General features: G+C 56.0%; 2 protein-coding genes. One reads left to right on the forward strand and one right to left on the reverse strand.

What is annotated here, in order from left to right; genetic code table 11:
* A partial coding sequence (locus VI895_12925; GenBank protein HLG20702.1) for a bifunctional homocysteine S-methyltransferase/methylenetetrahydrofolate reductase occupies nt 1–1,373 on the reverse strand: 1,373 nt, incomplete at its 3' end.
* Nucleotides 1,374–1,574: 201 nt separating this feature from the next.
* Between VI895_12925 and VI895_12930 the strand changes: the two genes are divergently transcribed.
* The coding region (locus VI895_12930; GenBank protein ID HLG20703.1) for a hypothetical protein at nt 1,575–6,743 on the forward strand (5,169 nt) is incomplete at its 3' end.

Raw genomic sequence — 6,743 nt, forward strand, 5'->3', positions numbered from 1 at the left:
ACCCCGCGATTGAACGAAGCGATCATCTCCACAAGACCGATCGAGTTGATGTCATACACCGACGAAGCCCCCGGTTGATCGCCGATCGACGCGGGATCTCCCGTAATCGCCAGAATGGATTCCATTCCCACCGTTTGCGCGCCCAACAACGCCGACTGAAGCGCAATCGTGTTTTTGTCCCGGCAGGTCAAATGCAAAATGATCGGCAATTCCACTCGCTCCCGAAGCAGGCGGGAAAAGATGACGTTGTCCATTTTCACCGTAGCCAACGTATTGTCCGGTACATTGAGGGCGTCCGCGCCCGCCGTCGCCATCATCCTTGCCCCCTCGATGGCCGGTTTCACGTCCTGACTCCGCGGCGGTTCGATTTCAACGGCGACAAAAGGCTCCGGGCGATGGAAAAACGCCATGAACTTCTCGCCCCCCTTGCGTTCGACCGGCATCTCGACCGGAGTGGCAAAAACTTTTTTCCCGACTTTTTGACGTTGCCGCGGTTTCATCCCCTGGATCGAGGCGACGAGAGCTTTAATGTGTTCGGGCGTCGTTCCGCAGCAACCGCCGATCAGATTCGCCCCCGCTTCCACCAGTTCCCGAGCTTTAGTTCCAAAATAGCGGGGCGAAGCGCCATAGACATAACGCCCGTCCTGCTGCTCGGCATATCCGGCGTTGGGAAAAACCGAGATCGGTAACTCCGTTACCTTGGCCTGCCGTTCGACAACGCTTACGAGAAGATGCGGCCCGGATCGGCAATTTGAACCGATGACATGGGCGCCACCCAACACCAAGCTCTGTACGGCCCGCTCTGTGGGCAGACCCATTTCAGTCGTGCCCCCCTCGCCGTAAGCCATTTGGCAAATGATGGGAAGATCGAGTCCCCGCGCGGCGGAAAGGGCCAGTTCGAGTTCCTTTAGATACGTGAACGTCTCGAGGATGAGAACATCGGCCCCCCCTTCGACCAACGCCTCCATCGCTTCTCGGAAAAATCCTCGAACTTCGTCATCCGTATATTCATCGAGCTCCTGTTTCCGTCGAACGAGCGGCCCGACCGAACCGGCGACAAAGCGATCCTCCCCCGCGACCTCCCTCCCCAGTTGCGCCGCCCGTCCGGCCATGTCGCGAACCTGACTCTCCAAACCGAATTTCTTTTGTTTAGGGTAATTTGCACAAAAAGAATTTGTTTCAATAAGTTGAGCGCCGACATCGAGATATTCCTTCATGATCTCCCGAACGATGTCCGGGCGCGTGAGATTGAGTTGTTCGTAGCTAATGTCCGTGCCGACGTCGAGACGATTCAGTTGCGTGCCGACGGCCCCATCGCCGATCATTACCTCCGCTCGTAAACGATCGAGAAACTGTTGGCCGCGGGGAGTCATAAGAGAGGCAATATCAAATCATGTCCGCCGTTCGCCGTCAGCTTTCGCTCGCAGCGTGCAGGAAGAACGGAAAATCCATCTCGTAATGCACGCGCGTCGAGACCGCCATCAACAGAGATTTGACCCTAATGACGCTTAGTGTTAAACGCGGCTTGGTACCGCACGGCGGCAGAAAACGGATATAGCGCAAATGAAACGCCAATGATTTCTATCCACTACCTTCCGTTCATGAACGATTGGTGGCGGCGCTTACGGCGAATTACCTCTACGACGAGCATAGGCTTGCCGTTTGTGGCGCTTGCAGCAATTTTTCCGGGAATTGTCTCGGCAGATCCTGCGAAACCACCTTCAGAGGCGAAACTCGTTCCGGACCTAGTGGTTCATTCTCAGCTCTTTGAAGAAAAAGAGGACTTTCCCGAGAAATTGATCGGTGCGCTCAAGGAACTCCGTACCCATCAAGAAATCGGCCGAATCATACTTCTCCATCCCACAAGACAAGCGCCACCCAGACTCAATCACGAGCTGTCGACACTTTGGCCTGAATCCCGGACGGAGAATAATCGCAAGAATGTAGCTCGTTCTTCCAATGACATTGAATCGAGACTGAGGAGCGCGTTGGGAGACATCGACGTTGTCTATCCTGCGGTTTCCGGCCCTTACACGATTCCGATTCTGTCAAAAAGCAAATATGCGTGGCTTGTTCCTTGGGGGGAACTCAAACCAGGAGCGAACACTATATTTATGGGGGAGATTTTGAAACGGGTCCGAAAACGCCATGAAAAGCGAAATAGCGGGACGAGGGAGGACGCGAATGTGAACGTTGCACGGGTTCGAGAAAACCCATCAACCGCGATTCGTCGAGCGCTCGCACTCGAACCATGGCAAGAGGCCACGGTGGATTTTCACACGGAATCTGCAAGATACGTTCGACGAAAGCCGATCGTCAGCGCACTGCCAAAGACGATTGAGGGGAAAACAGAGAAAGATTCCACTCCCGACCCGCCGGAAACCGCACCTAAGATACCTTCGCGACCCGCATGGCAGACGAAATTAGTGCCGCTTGAGTTCGATGAGGGGAAAGCGGGAGAAATCGAACGATTTGTCGTGTTCCATCCGTCGTGGTCGAAGGAAGACCAAATCGTTAAGGCGTTTCCGAAAGCGAAAGAGCATCCGAGGTTAGTGCGCGCTGCGCTCGAAAAATTTGGCGTGGGAAGCGACGCATCGAAGGAACTCTGGTCAAAGCGGGTCTACGAAATTCCTCAAGCGATTCGGATTCGCCTGAGAAACTATATCGAACAAGGAAACCTGCCCGAAGATATTCAGTCCTATTTTCCCGAACTCACTCCCACCGATATCGAATATTTTCGACGAACTGATCCCGGTCCACCGGAAAAAATTATCGAGCAGTTTGTCATGGAACATTCACCGATTCGCAACCCGGGCAAGGTCATCGGTACGATGCAAGCAAAACCTGAACTGATGACCGTCATCGGTCGGGTTCGCGAACCGACGGCGGCCGCCAAGAAAGCGCTCGCCAAATTCGGTCTCGATAAAGATATCCCGACCGGTCATCTGAGACGGCGCCTTTCCTCCCTTAAGTTTAGTCCCGAGGAACAAGGAGAGATTCTTCAACTCCACGGCAAAGGAACCAATGACGAACAAATCGCGAAGTACTTGAGTGAATCGCGAAAAACAAAAACGCTTCCGTCGGTCACCTCAGTGGATATCTGGGCGGCATGGAAGATCGCGCAGGAGAATTCGACGAGCAAACCAGTCACCGTCGTGAACGAACGTCCGAAGGTAAAGCCGAATGAAACTTCTTTTGATCGCGTTCGTCCGACAGCGGCGTTACCGGAAACGGATCGGCTCGGTCTCGCAGAAGTCCTACTGGTGCCTTCCGGAGCTACGCCCGAATGGGATACTCACGCCCGCCGACAGATGGCGGTAAAAATATTGGGCAGAGATCCCACCCCAGAAGTGGAGTGGCCGGCCATTGAGAAATCCCACAAGACCAAGGGAAAACGGAAAAAACATCGAATCCTCACGAACGAGGGCGGCTTTCCCCCCGAAATTGCATGGGAACTGATCAAGGAGTATGTGGCCGGCGATCGGCCCAAGACGCAAAAGGATCTGGATTCAAAGCGGCGGATTGAAGAAAAGGCGCAACTTTCCGCTCTCGAAAAAGATCTACACGACCTTTCCATCGAATTTACGACTGAAAGGGATGCGCGGCGCGCGTACGACCAAATCGTTTCACTCGCAAGAACGCACAAGCGGAAACTTCGCGAAATTCCTGCACCGGAGCTTTCGGAGAGAATCGCCCTGCTGGATCGAGACTACACCGAAAAGGTCCGGCGGATTGGACGCGCGTATATCGATGAGAATTGGGAGAGATTGCGGGAGCTGAACCTGGAGGCGCAAGAAACGCTGTCCAAGCTGATCGACGCGCGTCTTTCGCGCGCCCGACAACTCTTGGAGCGGGGGAATCTTCCAGCCGCTCAAAAAACCCTCGCGGGCGCCGCTTCGGCCGCGCGCAACTTGGTCGTCGAGGCTTTCTTGGAGCGGGGTCGCGAAGGGAGCGACGATCTTCGGAAAGATCTCACGCAATTCCGCCGGCGTGCACGAGGGGAACTCGGAGTGCCGGGACGGGTCCTGCGAGAATCGGTCAGCGGCAAGACGCAACTTCGGATGGGACGTTACCGAAAGGTGAAGACGAAACTCCCGTCGGGCGAAATCGTAGATGAGCCCGTTCTGGTGCGTGTTCGCGCGGATTATCGAGCTTTGGAAAAGGCCATCGGTTCGCAGGAACACACGCTGGAAAGCGAGGTCCAAGATTTGACGACGGTCCGGGAATGGAAAGGGATGATTGCCTATACTCGAAAAGCCATTGTGGAACCCGCCCGGGAATCCGGGCATCTTTCAACGAAAGACGTACGTGACGCGAAGCGGGCGCTGTTGCCGGTTTTTGATTGGGCTCGCGGCTGGCGATGGGACCGAGATCGGAGAACGACCGCTAAAAAGCTTGAACCGCTTTTTGGCGAAAAGGGACTGTTGCGGTCGACGGCGACCCGAGAGAATCTTTCCGCCGCTCTCAAGCTCCTCACCGAAGCCCAGCAAACGCTGACCCGGCGTCAAACCAAAATCTTGATCGATTACGAACGGGTTAAATCCCGGCTTCGAGACAAGCTCTATACCCGCCGATCCGAAGAGGTCACCGCGGAAACCCGGATCCAGTCGTTGGAGGCGGAGGCAAAGGAAGCCCTTACACAGGGGAACGTTTTTGAGACGCTGGTCGTGCTCAATGAATTACAACTCGAGCTGAAGGAAACCCCGCATCGTCCGGTCCCGGAACGGATTCAAAAAGCTGAACAAGCGATCGAATCGGCTTTCGAATCGAAAACAACGGCCGAAAAACTTCGCATGGCGGTTGCCTTGGCTGCGGCGCAGACCGCCGCGAGCGAAGCGGACGATACGGTCCGGCGGTTTAGCGGATCGCTCTCCAGATTGGCCGAGATTCTTGAGGTTACAGAGCTTCAAAAGGAAAAAGAAGAAATCGGCCGGATGGTCGAGCGGTGGTCAACGCCGGAAGAATCAAGCTACGGCCGATGGATTCAAGCAGCGACGTACGCTGCGACTTGGCTTGAACGGGTCGGGCGTGAAAGCGTTGTTTCGCTATTTGTTCCCGCCGGAGTGCGCGCGCCGTTAGCCGAGGCCCTTCAGGAGGTCCGCACGAATCTAGCCGCGCTTCGTGGATCGCAGGGTCCTTTGGGACGACGCGATCGCCAACTCCGAACCCTTTTCTCCTCCGATGTGCCTGAATCGGCAGACGCCGTCCATCAGGAGATGGAACGGTTTGAATCCAACATTCAGGCAAATCCTGAAAGAGTACTTTCACGACTCGCCTTTCTCCGGGACCTTCCCCGGACGACGAAAAGAGCCTTCACACCCGCCGCAGAAAAATCGTCGAACCCCCACCTCACGTCCGTCGCCGTGAGTACGGAGGCGTTACCCGAATCCGAAGTCGTGGACGCTCGATCGAACGAGTTTTTGGAATGGAAGGCGGAGATTGCGAGGTTCCCGGGTGTCCCCGTGGAGGTGAGGGTCGTCGATCCAACGAAAGAGCCGTGGTTTAAGGACGTGGTTCTCTCCGACGGCGCCGTTCGGCCCGTTTTAGCTTCCACCCGTGTCGAACAGATCGGTCCGGGAAAAAGCTACAAGGTCGTCGTCCGAGTCACGCCCCGTCCTCCCCGCAGCACGCTCCATCATGAAACCGGCCGCGTCGCCCAGGCTCAAGAGATGTTGACGAAGTTTCCCGGCGGTCAAGTCTCGAAATTGTTCGAATCCATGAACGAAGCCGTCGGAAGTTCGGAGCCGCGGCTCGCGCAATTGATCGACTTCGAGATGGATAAGAAAGCGATCGAGACCCGCGCGACTCTCGTGACGAAATCTCCGGCCGAAGGGGTCCGTCAGGTCCTCGATCAGGTGAAAAGCGGGAAGAGTTTTTTGTCCGACAATATCCATCTGATGCTCCATGGAAAAACACCTCCAGCCACCCTTGCCGCTCGCGTCGCCCCGGCGAAGTTCGATCCCCGACGCTCTCTTGAAACAACCCGCGCTCCCTCGGCTTCCAGTCCCCTCGTCTCCGGAGCGATTCATTACGGGATTCCCAAGATCACGTCGGACCTCCTCTGGAAGGGAACCGACATCGTTCTCGACGGACGACTCAAAGAACTGGGGCACTTTCAAACTTGGAGCGAACTCTCCCAAAAGATGCCCGAGTACCTCCCGGACGTGGGACAGGAGTATTTGGAACTCCACTTGGCCGGCACGGCCGCCGATGCCTCTCTCCTGGGCGCTCATAACGCCCTTCGCTCCCTCGTTCCTTCTCTCGAACCCTTGGGGTCCCTGGGGATCCATGGAAACATCTATGGCCGGACCGCCGGGATGTTCTTGGTCTTAAGCGCCATCGAAGCCGCCCATGGCGGTCAACCCTTCAAAGATCTCAAAACCGTAAGCGGCAGTGTGGGTCAGATCATGGCGTTTCAGGAGAGCTTAACGTTTCTCGCCAAGTTCTCGAAACTCTCCCCCGCCGTTCGACAGATGGCTCTTTCCGGAAGACTCCCTCTGTTGACCTTGGCCGAAGAGGTGGGAGCCGTCAGTTTAAGCCATCCCGCCGCCTTAGCCGTGGGCGTCGGCGTGTTCGTTCTTCTGGAGGGAAGCCATCGCTTCATCGAGTACTACTTCCTTACAAAACCCACGAAAGAAGCGCTCTTGACCGAAGCGGCGGAGGCGGTGGAGCGGTTTCAAGAGGTTCTCTTCACCAACGAGACGCTCTCCTCGGCTTCTCCGGGCAAAGACGTCGAAGTGGCC

This window comes from Bdellovibrionota bacterium (assembly GCA_035292885.1).
Taxonomy (GTDB): domain Bacteria; phylum Bdellovibrionota_G; class JALEGL01; order JALEGL01; family DATDPG01; genus DATDPG01.